Origin of the sequence: Streptomyces sp. NPDC008238 (assembly GCF_042956445.1) — a bacterium.
In the GTDB taxonomy this organism is placed as follows: domain Bacteria; phylum Actinomycetota; class Actinomycetes; order Streptomycetales; family Streptomycetaceae; genus Actinacidiphila.
Genome location: NZ_JBIBGK010000011.1, coordinates 94,028 through 111,014 on the forward strand (window position 1 = coordinate 94,028; position 16,987 = coordinate 111,014).

Sequence of the window (16,987 nt, forward strand, 5' to 3'; positions counted from 1 at the left end):
GGATGACCGTGAGAGCTTCGCTGCCCATGAGGTGGTGCAGCGCTCTGGCCGTCGCCGCGGCCGCGGTAGTGGCGGCGGCCCCCCGGACACCCGTGGAGCCCTTCCCGGTCGACGCCCGGTTGCTGGACGGCCCGCCGGTCTACACGGCGGGGGCCGGGCCCCGCGAGTTCCGGGTGGAACTGGAGAACACCTCGCGCGGGCCGCTGCGCGACGTCCACCCCGTCCTCGTCTTCGTCGACCGCGGACGGAAACTGACGGCCGGGCAGATCCGCCTGGAGTACCGGAAGGCGACGTCCGTCGCGGGGGCCGGGAACACCGCCCGGGACCGCACGTGGCGGCCGGTGGCCGTCGAGCACACGGACAACGACGAGAACATCGCCGTGCTGGGCGGCGCGCACGGGCCGGGCACCACGCTCCCCCCGCGCCGGAAGGTGGCGATCGCGCTGCGGCTGCGCTTCACCGCGGAAACGCCCGCCGGGCCGGTCACCGCGTCCGCCACGATCATGGAGCGGCGCGGCCAGGACGGCGACTGGGTCGGGGAGTCCACCGGCTACGACTTCGACGTCGTACCGTCCCGGCACGCCCCGGCCGGGCCGCAGTCCCCGCGCCCCGGCCGGACCGGCGAGGAGGGGCGGCCGGACGGCGGCGAGGACGGGGACGGCGGCGGGGGCACCGGCACCGGACCGGGCGAGACGCCGGGCGCGCGGCCCGGCGGGTCCCCGGCACCGGGTCCCTCCACGGGCGGCGGGCCGGGCGGCGGGCCCGGGACCGGGCAGGAGCCCTCCGCGGGCGCCGCGCCGGACACCGGACCGGACACCGGACCCGGGGCGCACCCGGGGACGGGCAAGGGCGGCGAGACCGTCCCGGAACTCGCCGCCACCGGCGACCCGCACCGGGCGCCCGCGCTGGTGCTCGCGGGCGCCGGGGTGCTCATGGTCATGGGCGGTGCGGCCCTGAGGTTCAGCCGCCGAGGGTGAACCAGGTGCTGCGGGACTTCTGCCACTCGGGGTGGCTGAGGTCCTTGGCCTCCTTGCCGTCCCCGTACAGGTCGGCGGCGCCGTTGTCGGTCATCAGCTGCGCCCGGGCGCCGGCCGCGGTGAGGTCCGGGACGTCCACGACGGCCTCCCAGGCGCCCGGGTCGGAGGTGGGCAGGTCGAGCAGCTTCACGGGGGCGCTGCCGGCGTTGCCGTCCCAGGAGTACAGGGCGTACGGGTCGCTGTTGTCGTCGGCGGCCCAGGAGCCGGCCAGGATCAGGTACTGCCCGGCGGCGTTGCGGCGGATGTCGCGGACGCTGAGGCCGCCGAGGTCGAGGGTGACCGGGGTGCCGAAGGTGGCGTGGACGGAGGTGTTGGGCTTGCCGCCGACCAGCTTGTCGAGGTTGGTGACCGGCACCAGCAGGGCCTTGCCGCCGGAGGCCGGGGGCACCAGCGGGGCGCGGAAGCCGATGTACGCGGTGCTGGTGGAGCCGGGCGCGAACTCCATGCCCTCGGCGTTGAAGCCGTCGATGGCCTTGGGTATCTCGCCGGAGGCGGCGCCCGAGGCGAAGCCGTAGCGGTTGCCGTTCGCCTTGTCCCAGGCGATCAGGTCGGCGCGCAGGCCCTCGTAGTAGCCGGAGACGGCCAGCTGGGTGTCGGCGCCGCTGCCGGTGACGGTGGTGGCGAAGAGCGTGGAGCGGTCGGCCTTGACCTCGCCGTCCTTGTTGTTGCCCATGGAGCCGGTCCAGTAGATGGTGTTGCCCGCCCGCGTGCCGGCCTCGATGTCGATCTCGGAGGAGGCGCCGGCCTTGGAGCCGATGTCCCAGGTGCGCACCGGGGCGCCGGAGCCGTCGCGCCGGTACAGCCGCAGCACGTTGCTCTCGTCGTCGGCGACGACCATGTAGCCGCCGCCGACGTCCACGGCGGCGGAGGCGTCGCTGGAACCGGTGGTGTAGCGGGTGTCGGCGGCGCGGGTGACGGCGGCGGAGGCGGCGAAGTGCAGGGTCTTGGTGGCGGTCTTGCCGCCGAGGCCGGTCACCTTGACCGTCAGGTCGGCGTAGCCGCGGGCCCGGGGGGCGACCGTGAGGGTGCGGGTGCCGGCGGTGCCGGTGACGGTCACGTCGCCGGTGCCGGCGACCGAGGTCCTGGTGCTGGCGGAGGCGGCGACGGTGAGCGCCGAGGCGTCCGCGCCGCTCTGCGCGACGGTGACCGTGACGGACGGGTCGGCGGTCGCGCCGACCGCGCCCGAGAGGTAGGAGGCGGACAGGGAGATCGTCGGGGTGCCGTACGAGGCGGCGCCCGCCGGGGTGCCGAGGAGCGGCACCATCGTGGCGGCGAGCACGGTGGCGACCGCGCCGGGGACGAGGGTGGCCGTGCGGGAGCGGGACAGCATCGGTGGACGCCCTTCCAAGATCGCTGCGGAAATGCGGGGAGAGCCTGCTCCACGGCCCCCAACTCCCGCCGCCCGCCGGATGATCATCGGGTGAACGTCTCGCGGCGCGGCGGCGCCCCGCGGCCCGGACGCCGCCCGGCCGCCGCCCGCCCACGGCCGGGCACCCGCGCCTTCGTCGTCAAGACGCGGCTGGAGGAACTGCTCGGCGAACTCGGCGAGGACGTGCCGCTGCCGACCGAGCGCGAGCTCGCCGCCCGCTTCGGCGTGGCGCGCGAGACCGTACGGCAAGCGCTGTGCGAACTGCTGATCCAGGGCCGGCTGCGGCGCCGCGGGCGCGCCACGGTGGTCGCGGGACCCAAGCTCGAGCAGCCGCTGTCGCCGGCGAGCTACACCGAGGGCGTGCGCCGCCAGGGCCGGGTGCCGGGCCGCAACCTGACCGCGCTCGACCGGATCGCGGCGGACGAGGTGCTGGCCGGCCAACTGGGCACGCCACGGGCGACACGGTGTGGCACATGGAGCGCGTGCTGCTCGCCGACGGGGAGCGGGTGGGCCTGGAGAGCACCTACGTCGCGGTGGCGCGGGTGCCGCGGCTGGACGCGGACTTCGACCCGGACTCCTCCTTCTACGCGTACCTGCGCGAGCGCGTGGGCGTGGAGTTCGGCGACGGTGCGCCGGGGCCGGGACCGGCCGGGGGCGCACCGTCGCCGGGGCGGGGTCAGACCAGGTCGACGAGGTCCGCGATGGAGTCCACGACGGTGGTCGGCCGGTACGGGAAGCGGTCGATGTCGCCCGCCTTGGTCAGGCCGGTCAGCACCAGGAAGGTCTGCATCCCGGCCTCCAGGCCCGCCAGCACGTCGGTGTCCATGCGGTCGCCGATCATCGCGGAGGTCTCGGAGTGCGCGCCGATGGTGTTGAGGCCGGTGCGCATCATCAGCGGGTTCGGCTTGCCCACGAAGTAGGGGTCCTTCCCCGTCGCCTTCGTGATCAGTGCGGCCACCGAGCCGGTCGCGGGCAGCGCCCCCTCGGGCGAGGGCCCGGTGTTGTCGGGGTTGGTGGCGATGAACCGGGAGCCGGCGTTGATCAGCCGGATGGCTTTGGTGAGGGCCTCGAAGGAGTAGGTGCGCGTCTCGCCCAGGATCACGAAGTCCGGCTCGTGGTCGGTCAGCACGTAGCCCGCGTCGTGCAGGGCGGTGGTGAGTCCGGCCTCGCCGATGACGTACGCCGTCCCGCCGGGGTGCTGGTCGTCCAGGAAACGGGCGGTGGCCAGCGCCGAGGTCCAGATGTTCTCGGCCGGCACGTCCAGACCGATGCGGCTGAGCCGGGCCGCCAGGTCGCGGGGGGTGTAGATGGAGTTGTTCGTCAGGACGAGGAACGGGCGGCCCGAGTCCCGCAGCCGCTTGATAAAGGCGTCCGCGCCGGGCACCGGGATGCCCTCGTGCATGAGGACGCCGTCCATGTCGGTGAGCCAGGATTCGATGGGCTTGCGCGCTGTCATGGCTGCGGACTCTAGTCCGGCCGGGTGACCTGTGCACATGGGCCCGGTGTCCGCCCCGCGTTCCCCGGTCCGGGCGACCTCCCGACCCGTCCGGAGCACCACCGCATGCGGGGGCCCGCGAGGGAAGGGACCTTCGAAACACCGGGGCCGACCAATCCGACGACATGAGCCCGGGTGAGTGGAGGTCGTGATCATGGGCTCTGTCATGGGAGCCGCCCGCGTTCCCCTGTGCGCCGCCGCAGCGGCGACGCTGATCGTGTTCTGCGGTCCCGCCGCCCTGGCCGACGACGGGCCGGACGACTCCAGCGGGTCCACGTTCCGGTTCGGCGGGGGCGGCGGAGGCGGTGACGGGAACGACGACGGCGGAAGCAGCAGCAACCCCCTCCTGCAGTTCTTCAACAACGACAACAACGACAACAACGACGACCGCCAGGACAACGGCCGGCAGAACGGCGACAGCGGCAACAGCAACAACCGCGACGACGATGACGACGACGGGGGCAGCGGGCGCGACAGCAGCGGCCGCGACAACAGCAACGACAACGGCAACGACCGCCAGGACTCCGGCCGCGACAACGGCAACGACAACGGCTCCGGGCGGGACGACTCCGGACGCGACGGCAACGACGGCGAGGACGACGGCCCCGGCAACGGCAACGGCACGGACAACAACGGCGGGACCGGCGGCACCGGAGGCGTCGGCGGGATCGGCGGCACGGGTGGCGTCGGAGGTGTCGGCGGCGTCGGAGGTGTCGGCGGCGTCGGCGGCGTTGGAGGTGTCGGCGGCGTCGCCGTCCCGGTGCGGATCACCCCGGGCACGGTCGGCCCCGGCGGTGACGTGGACGTCCGCACCGACCAGTGCGACCGCGCCAAGACCGGCACCGTCAGCTCCTCCGCTTTCGTCACCCCGGTCACGCTCGCCCCGGCGAGCGACGGCGGCATGTACGCCTCCGCGGTGGTCCGTTCCGGACTGACCCCGGGCTCCTACCGGGTGGCCATCACCTGCGACGGCGCGTCCCACGAGGGAACGCTGGAGGTCACCGAGGCCGCCTCCGGCTTCCCGTCCGCGCCCGTCCCCGCGGGCGGCGGCGCCATGGCGAACCACCAGGCCGCCGCGGAGCAGCAGCCGGCGGGCGTCCCCGGCATCGTGGCCGCCGGCGTGCTGGCCGTGGCAGGGGCGGCGGGGCTGGTCGTGCACCGCCGCCGCACCCGGGACTGACCGGTGCAGGGACGTACCGTCGCGGCCCTCGCCGCCGCCGTGGTGCTCGGTGCGGCGTGGCTGAAGGGATACGTCGACCCCGGCCTGCCCGGCTTCGGGGTGGGCGCGCCCGCGCCCGCCGCGACCGCGCAGGCCGGGGCCGCGGGGCGGCCCGCCCAGGTCTACGCGGCGCACACACCGCTGCCCCCGGCGCGCCCGCTGCGGATCGACATCCGCTCGGCCGGCATCCACGCCAAGCTGGTGGAGCGCGGGCTCACCGCCGACGGCGCGGTGGACCCGCCGCCGTTCAGCACACCGGACGTGGCGGGCTGGTACGGGCGCGGCCCCGCCCCGGGTGACGCGGGGGCGGCGCTGATCGTCGGGCACGTCGACACCCGCAGCAAGGCGGCGGTCTTCTACGCCCTGAGCACGGTCACGCAGGGCGACCTGGTGGAGGTCACCCGCTCGGACGGCTCGGTCGCCGAGTTCGCCGTCGAGGGCGTGGAGATCGTCGACAAGGCGGGTTTCCGCCCCGACCGGGTGTACGGTTCCGGGGTCCGCCCCGAGCTGCGGCTGATCACCTGCGGCGGCACCTTCGACCACGCCACCCAGACCTACTCGGCGAACGTCGTGGTGTACGCGGCGCTGACCGGCTCGCACACCCGGGCGTGACCCCCCGGGACCGACGGGACGTCAGACCCCCAGGTCCCTGATGAGCTTGGCCACGTGGCCGGTGGCCTTGACGTTGTACCAGGCGTGCTCGACCTTGCCCTGCTCGTCGACGACGACCGTGGAACGGATCACCCCGGTCACCACCTTGCCGTACAGCTTCTTCTCGCCGAAGGCGCCGTACGCGGTCAGCACCGACTTGTCGGGGTCGGCGAGCAGGGTGACCTTCAGGGACTCCTTCTCGCGGAACTTGGCGAGCTTCTCGGGCTTGTCGGGGGAGATCCCGATCACATCGTAGCCGGCGCCCGCGAGCACCTCGAGGTTGTCGGTGAAGTCACAGGCCTGCTTGGTGCAGCCGGGCGTGAGGGCCGCCGGGTAGAAGTACACGATGACCTTGCGGCCCGCGTGTGCGGCGAGGGAGACCTCGTTGCCGTCGGCGTCGGGAAGGGTGAAGGCGGGGGCGGTGTCGCCGGGCTGGAGGCGCTCGCTCATGGTGCAGTTCTCCGGTTCGGGGTGCCGACGGGCATCGGCACGGACGGACTGACAGACTGTCTGCACGGTACCGGTCGACAAGGACGACGGAGGCGGAGCAGTGTCGGATGGCAGGAGCCCTGCTCAGATCGAGGCGGACATCGCCCTCAAGCGGCAGGCGCTGGCCGCGACGCTGGACGAGATCGCGGTGCGGGTGCACCCCAGCACGATCGCGGCGGACACCAAGGCGAAGGTCGCCTCGGCGGTGGACCGCACCGCGGGACGCGCGTACGTGGCGGTGAACCGCGGCGTGACAGAACTGCGGGGGCACTTCGTGGCGGAGGACGGCGCGCCCCGCGTGGAGCGCATCGTGCCGGTCGCGGTGGCGGCGGTGGCGCTGGTCGCCGTGGTGGCCGGTCTCTCACTGCGCCGGCGTCGCCGGTAACGTCGTACCTGTGAGTTCGCAGACGCATGACAAGCTCCCCATCCGCATGCTGCACGACCGCGTGCTGGTGCGGTCCGACGTCCCCGAGGGCGAGCGGCGCTCCGGCGGCGGCATCCTGATCCCCGCCACGGCGGCCGTCGGCAAGCGCCTGGCCTGGGCCGAGGTGGTCGCGGTGGGACAGAACGTACGGACCGTGGAGGTCGGTGACCGGGTGCTCTTCGACCCGGAGGACCGGGCCGAGGTCGAGGTGCGCGGTACGGCGTACGTGCTGATGCGGGAGCGGGACCTGCACGCGGTGGCGGCGGAGCGGCTGCAGGGCTCGGAGGACTCCACCGGCCTCTACCTCTGACTTTGCTATCGTCGGGTCCGTACCCTGACGAGACGCGCCGTACCAGGGCCCATGCAAAGACGACGCACCCCCTGACCCCTCGAGGATCGTGGAGGTGCCCGTCATGGCATGGGTCCTGTTGTGTCTCGCCGGCCTGCTGGAGGTCGGCTGGTCGGTCGGCATGAAGTACACCGACGGCTTCACGAGGCTGTGGCCCAGCGTCGGCACGGGGCTCGGCATCGTCGCGAGCATGCTGCTGCTGTCGTACGCGGCCAGGACGCTGCCGATCGGCACCGCCTACGGGGTGTGGGTCGGGATCGGCGCGGCGGGCGCGGCGGTGCTCGGCATCGTGGTGCTGGACGAGCCGGCGACCGCCGCCCGGATCTTCTTCATCTGCCTGCTGCTGGTATCCGTGGTCGGCCTGAAGGCGACCTCGGGGCACTGAACGGCGCCACGGCGCACGCCCTGGTGCGGCCCCGCACGCCGTCGCGCCGGGTGTCGCCGGGGAGCTCCCCGGCGGCACCCGGCGGGCGTTCCTACGGAAAGTCGTCCTCGCCGCCCGGTCCGCCGTCGAGGCCGCCGATGGGCAGTCCGCCGCCCTCGGTGCCGCCGTCCTCGCCGGGGCTGGCCGGCTCGCTGGGCTCCTCGCTGGGTTCCTCGCTGGGCGGCTCCTCCGTGCCGGGCGGCTCGGAGGACTCCGGCGGGGCCGACTCGGTCGGCGGGGCGGAGGTCGGCGGGGCGGAACTGGCCGGCGGCGCGCTGGTCGGCGGGGCCTGGGCCCCCGGCTCCAGCCGCAGCTTGAAGTTCTTCGCCGGCTTCCCCTTCAGCGCGTCGGCCGTGTACTGGGCCCAGATCTGCGTGGGGAAGCCGCCGCCGTTGACGCGGGACAGCCCCGTGGTGCCGTACAGCTTCTTCTGGGCGCCGGTCTGGGAGTCCTGGCCCATGACGGCGACGGCGGTGGCCAGGTCCGGGGTGTAGCCGGCGAACCAGGCCGCCTTGTCCTCCTCCATCGTGCCGGTCTTGCCCGCCGCGGGACGGCCGGCGGCCTGCGCGGCGGTGGCGGTGCCGCCGCGGACCACCGAACGCAGGATGGAGGTCGTGGTGTCGGCCGCCTCGCGGTGGACGGCCTGCGTGGGCCGGCGCTTGGGCAGCTGCACCTCCTGCCCGTTCTTGGTGATCTTCACGACCATGGTGTACGGGACGTACCGGCCGTGGTTGGCGAGCGTCGCGTAGGTCTGCGCCATGTCCAGCGGGCTCGCCGTCATCGTGCCGAGCGCCATGGCCGGGCTGGTCACCAGCTTCACCTTCTCCGGCATGCCCAGCGCCCGCACCGTGTCGTTGACCTTGCCCGGGCCGACGTCCTGCGCCATCTGGGCGTAGACCGAGTTCACGGACTTGTCCATGGCGTTGGTGACCGTGATCGACCCGTAGGAGACGTCGTCCTCGTTCGCCGGGGCGTAGCCGGTGGGGCCGTCCGGTCCGATGACCTCGCGCTTGTTCCGGCCGTCGTAGACGGTGTACGGGGTGATGCGCCGGCCGTTCTGGGTGGTGGAGTCGTTCTGCACGGCGGAGGCGAAGATGAACGGCTTGAAGGTGGAGCCCACCTGGTAGTCCGAGCGGGTCGCGTTGTTGACGAACTGCTTGGTGTAGTCGACGCCGCCGTACATCGCGACGACCTTGCCGCTGGCCGGGTCGATGGACGCCCCGCCGACCCGCACGTACTTGTCGACCGGGTGCGCCTTCGGGTCGAGCTTGTCCAGCAGCTGCTCCTCGGCCGCCTCGACGAAGGCCTTCTCCTTCTTGCGGTCGATGGTCGTGGTGATGCGGTACCCGCCCGAGCGCAGGGTCTCCTCGTCCAGGATCCCCGCCCCGTACAGGTAGTCCTTGACGGCCTCGACCAGGTAGCCGCGCTGGCCGGACATCCCGGTGGCGGCCTTGGCCTTGTGCGGCTTCGGGAACTCCAGCCCCGCGCGCTCGCCCTCGCTCAGCCAGCCCTCCTTGACCATGCCGTCCAGCACGTAGTCCCAGCGGGCCTTCGCCTTGGCCTTGTTCTCCGGGTGCGCCACGATGTCGTACTCGCTGGGCGCGTTGAGCAGGGTCGCCAGGTACGCGCCCTCGGCGGCGTCGAGTTCGGCGGCGTCCTTGCCGAAGTAGGCCTGGGCGGCGGCCTGGATGCCGTAGGCGTTGCGGCCGTAGTAGCTGGTGTTGAGGTACCCCTCGAGGATCTCCTCCTTGGTCTTCTCGCGGTCCAGCTTGATCGCGATGAAGAACTCCTTGGCCTTGCGGACCGCCGTCTGCTCCTGGTTGAGGTAGTAGTTCTTGACGTACTGCTGGGTGATCGTCGAACCGGACTGCTTGCCCTTGCCGGTGACCGTGTTCCACGCCGCGCGCAGCATCGACTTCGGGCTGACCGCGGACTCGTGGTAGAAGTTGCGGTCCTCGGCGGCGAGGGTGGCGTGCTGGGCGACCTCGGACACCTGGTCCAGGCTCACGTTCTCGCGGTTGACCGCCCCGTCGCGGGCGAGCTGGCTGCCGTCGGAGTACAGGTAGACGTTGCTCTGCGCGACCGCTCCCGCGTTGGCCTTGGGGATGTCCACCAGCTGGTAGCCGATGATGAACGCGCCCGCGCACGCCAGCACGACCAGCAGGAGCGTGCCGAGCACCGCGCGCCAGCTCGGGATCAGTCTGCGGGCACCGGTGCGCTTCGGCTTCTTGCCGGAGGGCGGGTTCTCCCAGCCGCCGGGGGAAGCGTTGCTGCTGCTCATGTCTGTACTGACTCCTCCGCGGCCGCCGAGGGTTGTGCCGCGGCGGAACATCTTGGGTCAATCGTGCCGTACGACCCGCCGGACACTCTCCCACCATCAGGACAAATCGGGTCATCGACGTGCATCCGTGACAAGCCTGTGACAGGCCGAAAGCGTGACGCCCACCACCCCGCCGGGTGAAAACCCCGTGGCACCCGGCGGACACGGCGGGTAACGTCGGGCGCTTGCGCCGGAACGGACGGGCCCGTTCCCCCGCACCGGGAGGAGGGACCATGCACCTGTACGCGACCGTGGCGGCGAACGGCTTCCGGCGCCACGCCACGTACCGGGTGGCCACCGCGGCCGGCGTCTTCACCAACACCGTCTTCGGCTTCATCACCGCATACACCTACATCGCCCTCTGGCACGAACGGCCCCACCTCGGGGGCTACGACCAGTCCATGGCGTTGACGTACGTCTGGATCGGCCAGGCCCTGTTCGCGACGTCCGCCCTCATGGGCGGCGGGTTCCAGGACGAACTGATCGAACGCGTCCGCAACGGCGACATCGCCGTCGACCTGCACCGCCCCGCCGACCTGCAGGCCTGGTGGCTCGCCGCCGACCTCGGCCGGGCCGGCTACCAGTTGCTCGCCCGCGGCGCGGTGCCCATGGTCTGCGGCGCCCTCGCCTTCGACCTCGCCCTGCCGGCCTCCCCCGCCACCTGGGCCTGCTTCCTGCTGTCGGTCGCCCTCGGGGTCGTCGTCGGCTTCGCCCTGCGCTACCTCGTCGTCCTCAGCGTCTTCTGGCTCATGGACGGCGCCGGGATCGTCGCCGTCTCCGGCCTGTCCACGCTCTTCTTCTCCGGCATGCTGCTGCCCCTCAACGCCTTCCCCGCCGGCCTCGCCCCGGTCGTCCTGCTGCTGCCCTGGTCGGCGCTGCTCCAGGTGCCCGCCGACATCCTGATGGGCCGGCACACCGGCGCCGCGCTCGCCGCCGCCCTGGCCTTCCAGGCCGCCTGGGCGGTGGTCCTGCTCGGCGCGGGACGGCTGCTGCAGTCCGCCGCCACCCGCAAGGTCGTGGTCCAAGGTGGCTGAGGCACTGCGCGCCTACGGGCTGATCGTGTGGATGTGGACCCGCTCGACCATGGCGTACCGGGCGTCGTTCGTGATGAACACGGCCGTCAACTTCGCCGCCACCGGGCTGGACTTCCTCGCGATCCTGCTGATGTTCTCCCAGGTCGACCGGCTCGGCGGCTACTCACTGCCCGAGATCGCCTTCCTCTACGGCACCTCCGGCACCGCCTTCGGCCTCGCCGACCTCGCCCTGGGCAGCATGGAACGGCTCGGCGGCCGGATCCGCGACGGCACGCTCGACACCCTGCTGGTGCGGCCCGTGCCCGTCCTGGCCCAGGTCGCCGCCGACCGCTTCGCACTGCGCCGGATCGGCCGGATCGTGCAGGGACTGCTCGTCCTGGGCTGGTCGGTGACCCGTCTCGACCTGCACTGGACCGCCCTGGACCTGGTGCTGCTGCCGATGATGCTGCTCAGCGGAGCGGGGATCTTCGGCGCCGTCTTCGTCGCCGGCGCCGCCTTCCAGTTCCGGGCCGGCGACGCCTCCGAGGTGCAGAACTCCTTCACCTACGGCGGCGCCACCCTGCTGCAGTACCCGCCGTCGGTCTTCGGCAAGGAACTCGTGCGCGGCGTCACCTTCATCGTGCCGCTCGCCTTCGTCAACTGGCTGCCCGCACTGCGCATTCTGGGCCGCCAGGACCCCCTGGGCCTGCCCGGCTGGGTGGACTTCGCCCCGCCCCTGGTCGCCGTCGCCTGCTGCGCCCTGGCCGGCGCCGCCTGGCGGGCGGGCCTGCGTTCGTACCGGAGCACCGGGAGCTGATGACCGACATGACCGCACTCATCGAAGTCGACCGCGTCGAGAAGGTCTTCGACGTACGCCGGCGCACCGGCCTGCTCCGCAGGGAGCGCCGCCAGGTCCGCGCCGTGGACGGCATCTCCTTCACCGTCCCCGCCGGCCAGGTGGTCGGCTACATCGGGCCCAACGGCGCCGGCAAGTCCACCACCGTCAAGATGCTCACCGGCATCCTCACCCCCAGCGGCGGCCGGCTGCGCGTCGCCGACATCGACCCCTCCCGCGAACGCACCCGGCTCGCCCGCCGTATCGGCGTCGTCTTCGGACAGCGCACCACCTTGTGGTGGGACCTGCCGCTGCGCGACTCCTACGAACTCGTACGTCGCATGTACCGCGTCGACGCCGCCCGTTACCGCCGCAACCTCGACCGCTGCGTCGACCTGCTCGACCTCGGGCCGCTCCTGGACGTCCCCGTACGGCAGCTCTCGCTCGGCCAGCGCATGCGCGGCGACATCGCCGCGGCGCTCCTCCACGACCCCGAGGTGCTCTACCTCGACGAGCCGACCATCGGGCTGGACGTCGTCAGCAAGGCGAAGGTCCGCTCCTTCCTGCGGACCGTCAGCACCGAACAGGGCACCACCGTGCTGCTCACCACCCACGACCTCACCGACATCGAGCAGTTGTGCGGCCGCGTCATGGTCATCGACCACGGCCGCCTGGTGTACGACGGCGGCCTCGACGGGCTGCACGAGGCCGGCGAGAGCGAGCGCACCCTCGTCGTCGACTTCGAACGGGAGCTGCCACCGGTGGAACTCACCGGCGCCCGCTGCGAACGCGTCGAAGGCGCCCGGCAGTGGATCGCCTTCCCCGCGGCCGCCAGCGCCGCGCCCCTGGTCGCCGAACTCGCCGCACGCCACGCCGTCGTCGACCTGTCGGTGCGCGAACCCGCCATCGAGGACGTCATCGCCCGCATGTACGCCGCGAGCAGCACCGCTCCCGCGTGAGGCCGCGGGGTCGGCACCCCGCCGCCCACCGGCCGACCAGCGGCACGGGCGGCCACGACCGCCGGGTCCTGCGGGGGACCCGGCCGGGCCGCCCCTGACGGCGCACCGGGCACGGCGTGCGGCCGCCCACTCGGGGGCCCCCGCCCCGCCCGCGGTCCGTCACGTACCCGCCGGGCCGCCCCGGCACGACCGCGGCGGGCGCGTCCCGCGGCGGCCGGCAGTCGGCAGCCGGCACGGGACGGGTTCCTCGACCACGGGCCCCGTCCTGTCGTCCCTTGCGGGGACGCCAGGACGGCGCGCGCGGCGCGGCAGCCGCCGATCGTCCGGACGGGACCTCCCCGGCACCGCGGCGTCCCCGGCTGGAGGCACCCGGCGGCCGGGGTGCGGGCCGAGCGGGGCGGTGTCCCCGCCCCCGAAGGTCAGCGCAGGGAGGCGAGGGCCGCGCGCACGCGCTCCACCGCGCCCGCCGTGGTCGAGGCGTGCGCGGACAGCCGGACGGAGTCCGTCCGGACCGACGGCGTCACCCCGTGCTCGTGCAGCGCCTTCGCGATCCGGGCCGGGTCCACGTCCGGCACCGCGAACGACACGATGCCCGCCCGCTCGGCGCGGGCCACCGGGGACAGCACCTTCCCGCCGGCCGAGCGGACCACGTCGATCAGCTCGTCGACCCGGCGCGCGACGTGCGCCTCGATCGCCGCCACCCCGACGCCCTCGACCAGCTCCAGCGCCGCCGCGAAGGCTGCCGCCGTCACCGGGCTCAGATTGGTGATGCTCCAGCGCAGCGCGTCCGGCGCGGCCGGGTGCTCGGTGTCGTCGAAGACGGCGACGTCCTCGACCCCGGTCCACCCCGTCAGCGTGGGCTCCAGCCGCTCCAGGGCGCGGTCCGACAGCGCCGCGAACCCGGTGGCCCAGCCGGCCCGCAGCCACTTCTGGCCGCCGGCCACGACCACGTCCGCCGCCTGCCACGGCAGCTCGACGACGCCGAACGCCTGCATCGCGTCCACCACGAGCAGCCGGTCCCCGACGACCTCGCGCAGCGCCGCGAGGTCCGCCCGGTAACCGGTGCGGAAGTCCACGGCGCTCACCGAGACCGCCACCACCTCGTCCGTCAGCGCCGCACGCACCGCCTCCGGGGTCGGCGCCCCGTCCAGCCAGCGCGGCACCGCCCGGCCCAGGGCGGCCGTGCGCCGCCACGGGTAGTGGTTCGCGGGGAAGTCCGCCGACGGCACCAGGACCGCGCCGCCGGGTACGCCGAAGGCGGCGTGGAAGAGACCGGTGGAGGCGTTGGGCAGCAGCGCCACGTGCGCGGTGTCCGTGCCCGCCAGCCGTCCCGCCGCGGCCCGGGCCCGCGGCTCGGCCCGCATCAGGTCGTTGACGGTGGTGTGGTCGGCCTCCGCCGACGCCGCCAGGGCGGCCGCCGTGGCGTCGAGGACGTCCCGCGAGGGCGGGCCGTAGCGGGCGAAGTCCAGGTAGCCCTCGGGCTCGCCGAAGTGCTCGGCGTAGCCGGTCAGCCCGCCCGCGTGGTCCGTCATGGGTGTCGCCGTCCGTCCGTACTCGTCACACCTTGGCCGCCGCGCCGCCCTTGAGCAGCGACAACTGCACAGTCTCCGCCATGCGCAGGAAACCGGCGTCACTGGGGTGCAGGTGGTCGCCGGAGTCGTAGGCGGGCAGCAGCGCACTGGGACGGTCCGGGTCCCGCAGCGCCCGGTCGAAGTCGATCACCTCGTCGAACACCGTGCCGGCCCTGATCGCCGCGTTCACCTGCTGCCGCACCGACTCGGAGTGCGGGTTGAAGCCCGCGTGGCCGCCGCACGGGGCCAGCGTGGCACCCAGCACCCGCAGTCCGCGCTCGTGGCCGCGCGCCACGATCTCCCGCAGCCCCGTGACGATCTCCGCCGCGCCGGTCCGCTGCGGCGGCCGCAGCACGTCGTTGATGCCCAGATCGACGACGACCGCGCGGACGCCGGTCTGCGAGAGCGCGTCCCGTTCCAGACGGCTCAGACCGCTCGGATTGGCGCCGTTCTCGCCGTCGCGCAGCACCCGGTTGCCGCTGATCCCCTGGTTGAGGACGCCGAATCGCAGCCCGCGGTCGCCGGAACCGCGCAGCCGCACCGCCAGGCGGTCCGGCCAGCGGTGGTTCGCGCCCGGCGTGGAGGTGATCCCGTCCGTGATCGAGTCGCCGAACAGCACCACCGACCCGGCCGCCTGCCGCGTGAAGACGTCCACCCCCGTCACGTAACGCCAGTACGGGGTCCGCGTGGTGTAGGCGGCGCCGTCGGTGCGCGCGGCGCGCTCGCCGAACGCCATGAACGAGGTCTGCTGCGCCCGCGGGTGGTACGTCACCGGGCCCGCGGCCCGCGGGGTGTACGTCGTCACCAGCAGGTCCGCCGCCTGCGGGACGGCCAGTTGCACGGGATCGCTGACGACGGCGCCGCCCACCGGGATCCGCACCGACGTCCGCCCGCCGAAGGTCAGCGACCGCATCGTGCCGGCCGCCGCGGCCGGCGACCCCGGCGCCGCGCCGACCGCGACCGTCGCCCGGCCCACCGGCAGTGCGGTGCGGCCGAAGAGGTTGGAGAGGTGGACGCGCGCCGAGGTGCCGCCGACGCTGGTGTGCACCACGTTGCGGATCGACCACCCCGCATAGCCGTCCGGCGTGTTCGGCTCGCCGCCGACCGGGGACGTCGACCAGGTGCCGACCCAGGAACCGGACGCCGCGGGCGCGGCCTGGTTGGGGACACCGGGAAGTCCCGCCGGCACCACGGGCCCCCCGGAGCGGGTCGAGGCGTCGCCGTGGCTGGTGGTGACGAAGATCGCGGCGGAGACGACCACGACCAGCGCGACGATTCCGGCGAGCAGTGCACAACCCGTCGTCCTGGCCATGCGGTGCTTCACTCCTGGGATCAATGGGCGGGAAACCGGCGCGATCCGCTGTCGCCATGATCCCATGGAGACGTGGGGCCTGCCCGTCTGCATGGTCGGACGCCGGGAACTCGTTGTTCGTTCCACTCGAAGAGTGTGGTGTGGACGATACGCGGAAGGAGTGGATGCGGCGGATGGAAACGGCTCCGGTGACCGGATCGGACCAAGGCCCGACCCCGGTGTTCTCTTACAGCCCCGCCGACGAGGGCCGTCGGCGCGGCGTACGACGCATGAAGGTGATCGCCACCGGCCTGCTGCTGGTGGCCACGGCCGTCTACGGACTGGCCAAGTGGGCCGAGTCGGCGGGGGCCGGCGCCTGGTCCGGCTACGTCGCGGCCGCCGCCGAGGCGGGCATGGTCGGCGCGCTCGCCGACTGGTTCGCGGTGACCGCGCTCTTCCGCAGGCCGCTCGGCCTGCCCATCCCGCACACCGCGATCATCCCCACCAAGAAGGACGCGCTCGGCCGCACCCTCGGCGACTTCGTCGGCGAGAACTTCCTGTCCCCGCAGGTCGTCCGCACCCGGCTGCGCAAGGTCGGCATCGCCCGGCGGCTCGGCGCCTGGCTGGAACACCCCGAGCACGCCGACCGCGTCACCGAACAGGGCGCCGCCGCGCTGCGCGGCGCCCTGACCGTGCTGCGCGACTCCGACGTCCAGGCCGTCGTCGGCGAGGCCATCACCCGGCGCGCCGACGCCCAGGAGATCGCCCCGGGGATAGGCAAGATGCTGGAGCGCGTCGTCGCCGACGGCGGGCACCGGCGGGTGGTCGACCTGGTCTGCGTCCGCGCCCACGACTGGCTGGTCGAGCACTCCGACTCGGTGATGCACGCCGTCCAGGGAGGCGCCCCCGGCTGGACCCCGCGCTTCGTTGACCGCAGGGTCGGTGAACGCGTCTACAAGGAACTCGTGCGCTTCACCGCCGAGATGCGGGACATGCCCGAGCACCCCGCACGCGAGGCGATCGACCGCTTCCTCGCCGACTTCGCCGTCGAGCTGCAGTCCGACCCGGACACCCGGGCCCGCGTCGAACGGCTCAAGAAGGACCTCATCGCCCGCAACGAGGTCCAGGACCTCATCGAGTCCGCGTGGGGCTCGGTCCGCGGCATGATCGTCGCCGCCGCCGAGGACGAGCGCAGCGAGCTGCGGCTGCGGGCCCGGGCCTCACTCCTGTCGCTGGGCGCGCGGATGACGGAGGACCCCCGGCTGACCGCCAAGATCGACGGCTGGCTGGAGGACGCCGCGACGTACGTCGTCACCACCTACCGCGACGAGATCACCGCGCTGATCACCGACACCATCGCCGGCTGGGACCCCGAGCAGACCACCCGCAAGATCGAGGCCAACGTCGGACGCGACCTGCAGTTCATCCGCATCAACGGCACCGTCGTCGGCTCACTGGCGGGGCTGGTCATCTACACCGTCTCCCGGTTCCTCGCGGGATAGCCGGGGGACGGGCGGGCCCGGGCCGGCCCCGCTCTGGGA

At 73.4% G+C, this 16,987-nt stretch carries 16 protein-coding genes and 1 pseudogene; 11 read left to right on the top strand and 6 right to left on the bottom strand.

The features are described from left to right. The first annotated feature begins 26 nt into the window (after positions 1–26). Positions 27–977 carry a hypothetical protein gene (locus tag ACFZAU_RS23015; RefSeq protein WP_500553734.1) on the top strand — a complete coding sequence of 317 codons (951 nt, stop codon included), beginning with the start codon at positions 27–29 and terminating at the stop codon, positions 975–977. On the opposite strand, the gene ACFZAU_RS23020 is transcribed toward ACFZAU_RS23015, so the two are convergent. Then, positions 961–2,367 carry a hypothetical protein gene (locus ACFZAU_RS23020; RefSeq protein WP_500553735.1) on the bottom strand — a complete coding sequence of 469 codons (1,407 nt, stop codon included), beginning with the start codon at positions 2,365–2,367 and terminating at the stop codon, positions 961–963. The two genes, ACFZAU_RS23015 and ACFZAU_RS23020, sit on opposite strands and share 17 nt — an antisense overlap. Positions 2,368–2,457: 90 nt before the next feature. Between ACFZAU_RS23020 and ACFZAU_RS23025 the strand changes: the two are divergent. Next, positions 2,458–3,032: pseudogene (locus ACFZAU_RS23025) on the top strand (GntR family transcriptional regulator); the annotation flags it as partial. 50 nt (positions 3,033–3,082) lie between these two features. Here the strand turns inward: ACFZAU_RS23025 and ACFZAU_RS23030 are convergent. Next, complete coding sequence (locus ACFZAU_RS23030) at positions 3,083–3,862, bottom strand: HAD-IIA family hydrolase (RefSeq protein ID WP_499512058.1); 780 nt, start codon at positions 3,860–3,862, stop codon at positions 3,083–3,085. Positions 3,863–4,055: 193 nt separating this feature from the next. Here ACFZAU_RS23030 and ACFZAU_RS23035 point away from each other — a divergent pair, with 193 nt between their 5' ends. Then, a complete protein-coding gene (locus tag ACFZAU_RS23035; protein ID WP_500553736.1) occupies positions 4,056–5,081 on the top strand; it encodes a hypothetical protein in 1,026 nt (341 codons plus the stop codon). Positions 5,082–5,084: 3 nt separating this feature from the next. Next, a complete protein-coding gene (locus tag ACFZAU_RS23040) occupies positions 5,085–5,732 on the top strand; it encodes a class F sortase (RefSeq protein WP_499599233.1) in 648 nt (215 codons plus the stop codon). A 21-nt stretch (positions 5,733–5,753) separates the two neighbouring features. Here the strand turns inward: ACFZAU_RS23040 and bcp are convergent, their stop codons facing one another. Beyond that, on the bottom strand, positions 5,754–6,221 hold the full coding sequence (gene bcp / locus ACFZAU_RS23045; protein ID WP_499599234.1) for a thioredoxin-dependent thiol peroxidase: 468 nt from the start codon (positions 6,219–6,221) through the stop codon (positions 5,754–5,756). A 100-nt stretch (positions 6,222–6,321) separates the two neighbouring features. Here bcp and ACFZAU_RS23050 point away from each other — a divergent pair, with 100 nt between their 5' ends. The 3 genes from ACFZAU_RS23050 (at position 6,322) to ACFZAU_RS23060 (ending at position 7,418) form a co-directional block, all read left to right on the top strand. Next, positions 6,322–6,645, top strand: coding sequence for a DUF3618 domain-containing protein (locus ACFZAU_RS23050; RefSeq protein ID WP_499599236.1), 324 nt, complete (start codon positions 6,322–6,324; stop codon positions 6,643–6,645). Between the two features lie 10 nt (positions 6,646–6,655). Then, positions 6,656–6,994, top strand: a complete 339-nt coding sequence (locus ACFZAU_RS23055; protein ID WP_319139263.1) for a co-chaperone GroES — start codon at positions 6,656–6,658, stop codon at positions 6,992–6,994. Between the two features lie 103 nt (positions 6,995–7,097). Further along, entirely contained in the window at positions 7,098–7,418 is a 321-nt protein-coding gene (locus ACFZAU_RS23060; protein ID WP_499599238.1) for a DMT family transporter, read from the top strand. A gap of 91 nt (positions 7,419–7,509) precedes the next feature. Here the strand turns inward: ACFZAU_RS23060 and ACFZAU_RS23065 are convergent, their stop codons facing one another. Continuing rightward, on the bottom strand, positions 7,510–9,738 hold the full coding sequence (locus ACFZAU_RS23065; protein ID WP_499599239.1) for a transglycosylase domain-containing protein: 2,229 nt from the start codon (positions 9,736–9,738) through the stop codon (positions 7,510–7,512). A 272-nt stretch (positions 9,739–10,010) separates the two neighbouring features. On the opposite strand from ACFZAU_RS23065, the gene ACFZAU_RS23070 reads away from it, so the two are divergent. From ACFZAU_RS23070 to ACFZAU_RS23080, 3 genes are read left to right on the top strand one after another with little or no spacing between them, the layout of a single operon-like run. Continuing rightward, on the top strand, positions 10,011–10,811 hold the full coding sequence (locus ACFZAU_RS23070; protein ID WP_500461409.1) for an ABC transporter permease: 801 nt from the start codon (positions 10,011–10,013) through the stop codon (positions 10,809–10,811). Further along, complete coding sequence (locus tag ACFZAU_RS23075) at positions 10,804–11,607, top strand: ABC transporter permease (protein WP_500553737.1); 804 nt, start codon at positions 10,804–10,806, stop codon at positions 11,605–11,607. The genes ACFZAU_RS23070 and ACFZAU_RS23075 overlap by 8 nt, the downstream gene beginning before the upstream one ends. Next, the gene (locus tag ACFZAU_RS23080; RefSeq protein ID WP_500553738.1) at positions 11,607–12,584 is read left to right on the top strand and encodes an ABC transporter ATP-binding protein; all 978 of its coding nucleotides are present in this window, start codon (positions 11,607–11,609) and stop codon (positions 12,582–12,584) included. The genes ACFZAU_RS23075 and ACFZAU_RS23080 overlap by 1 nt, the downstream gene beginning before the upstream one ends. Before the next feature lie 419 nt (positions 12,585–13,003). Here the strand turns inward: ACFZAU_RS23080 and ACFZAU_RS23085 are convergent, their stop codons facing one another. Both ACFZAU_RS23085 and ACFZAU_RS23090 read right to left on the bottom strand, forming a co-directional pair. Next, positions 13,004–14,116: an aminotransferase class V-fold PLP-dependent enzyme gene (locus tag ACFZAU_RS23085; RefSeq protein WP_500553739.1), complete on the bottom strand. Its 1,113-nt coding sequence runs from the start codon at positions 14,114–14,116 to the stop codon at positions 13,004–13,006. Between the two features lie 25 nt (positions 14,117–14,141). Beyond that, a complete protein-coding gene (locus tag ACFZAU_RS23090; RefSeq protein ID WP_500553740.1) occupies positions 14,142–15,467 on the bottom strand; it encodes an SGNH/GDSL hydrolase family protein in 1,326 nt (441 codons plus the stop codon). Positions 15,468–15,640: 173 nt separating this feature from the next. Here ACFZAU_RS23090 and ACFZAU_RS23095 point away from each other — a divergent pair, with 173 nt between their 5' ends. Beyond that, positions 15,641–16,948 carry a DUF445 domain-containing protein gene (locus ACFZAU_RS23095; RefSeq protein WP_499599250.1) on the top strand — a complete coding sequence of 436 codons (1,308 nt, stop codon included), beginning with the start codon at positions 15,641–15,643 and terminating at the stop codon, positions 16,946–16,948. Positions 16,949–16,987: the final 39 nt, after the last annotated feature.

What these genes read in the sequence shown, in the direction of transcription:
- ACFZAU_RS23065 (WP_499599239.1), bottom strand. Translation starts at nt 9,738, where the DNA reads ATGAGCAGCAGCAACGCTTCCCCCGGCGGCTGGGAGAACCCGCCCTCC.
- bcp (WP_499599234.1), bottom strand. Translation starts at nt 6,221, where the DNA reads ATGAGCGAGCGCCTCCAGCCCGGCGACACCGCCCCCGCCTTCACCCTT.
- ACFZAU_RS23020 (WP_500553735.1), bottom strand. Translation starts at nt 2,367, where the DNA reads ATGCTGTCCCGCTCCCGCACGGCCACCCTCGTCCCCGGCGCGGTCGCC.
- ACFZAU_RS23070 (WP_500461409.1), top strand. Translation starts at nt 10,011, where the DNA reads ATGCACCTGTACGCGACCGTGGCGGCGAACGGCTTCCGGCGCCACGCC.
- ACFZAU_RS23030 (WP_499512058.1), bottom strand. Translation starts at nt 3,862, where the DNA reads ATGACAGCGCGCAAGCCCATCGAATCCTGGCTCACCGACATGGACGGC.
- ACFZAU_RS23090 (WP_500553740.1), bottom strand. Translation starts at nt 15,467, where the DNA reads ATGGCCAGGACGACGGGTTGTGCACTGCTCGCCGGAATCGTCGCGCTG.
- ACFZAU_RS23035 (WP_500553736.1), top strand. Translation starts at nt 4,056, where the DNA reads ATGGGCTCTGTCATGGGAGCCGCCCGCGTTCCCCTGTGCGCCGCCGCA.
- ACFZAU_RS23015 (WP_500553734.1), top strand. Translation starts at nt 27, where the DNA reads ATGAGGTGGTGCAGCGCTCTGGCCGTCGCCGCGGCCGCGGTAGTGGCG.
- ACFZAU_RS23085 (WP_500553739.1), bottom strand. Translation starts at nt 14,116, where the DNA reads ATGACGGACCACGCGGGCGGGCTGACCGGCTACGCCGAGCACTTCGGC.
- ACFZAU_RS23080 (WP_500553738.1), top strand. Translation starts at nt 11,607, where the DNA reads ATGACCGACATGACCGCACTCATCGAAGTCGACCGCGTCGAGAAGGTC.
- ACFZAU_RS23060 (WP_499599238.1), top strand. Translation starts at nt 7,098, where the DNA reads ATGGCATGGGTCCTGTTGTGTCTCGCCGGCCTGCTGGAGGTCGGCTGG.
- ACFZAU_RS23095 (WP_499599250.1), top strand. Translation starts at nt 15,641, where the DNA reads ATGGAAACGGCTCCGGTGACCGGATCGGACCAAGGCCCGACCCCGGTG.